This is a genomic window from Salinimicrobium oceani (genome assembly GCF_012037645.1).
The window spans coordinates 1-664 of the sequence record NZ_JAAVJR010000168.1; the positions used below are offsets into that span (position 1 = coordinate 1).

The 664-nt window shown below is 44.1% G+C and carries 1 protein-coding gene; it reads left to right on the forward strand.

Translation table 11 applies throughout. The features are described from left to right. Window positions 1-100: 100 nt before the first annotated feature. Window positions 101-664 (forward strand): PSP1 family protein (gene ricT / locus HC175_RS16060; RefSeq protein WP_235942649.1); only part of this gene is annotated, 564 nt, incomplete at its 3' end.

The following is a 664-nucleotide window of genomic DNA, read 5'->3' on the forward strand; positions in this document are numbered from 1 at the left end:
GCGTTCCATAAATAATGGTATATTTACCTCATTAGTTTTTAAATAAGACACAATCCGGAGAGAGAAATTCGCCTCTTTCCAGGATTTCAATATATAGATTATGGGATGTAACAGTTGCTCGACCGGCAAAGACGGTCAGCCTAAAGGATGTAAGAATAACGGGACCTGCGGAACCGATGGCTGTAACAAGCTTTCGGTATTCGACTGGTTATCAAATATGGCGCTTCCGCAGGGAATGGAGCCATTCGATATAGTTGAAGTTCGTTTCAAGAATGGGCGGAAACACTTTTTTAAGAATACAGAAAATTTAAGCCTTAGTATAGGCGATGTTGTAGCTACAGAGGCTGCACCGGGTCACGATGTGGGTGTGGTTTCTCTGGTAGGGGAACTTGTGCGCGTACAGATGAAGAAGAAAAAAGTGCGGCAGGATAGTCCTGAAGTGCTTAAGATCTACAGAAAAGCGACCCAACGTGATATCGATATTTGGCAGGAAGCCAGGGAGCGCGAGGATAAAATGAAAGTGCGCGCCCGGGAGATCGCCATTCGGCTGAATCTTCAAATGAAGATTAGCGATATTGAATTCCAGGGGGATGCTTCAAAAGCCACTTTTTATTATACTGCTGAAGAAAGAGTGGATTTCAGGCAGCTTATCAAGGAATTTGCG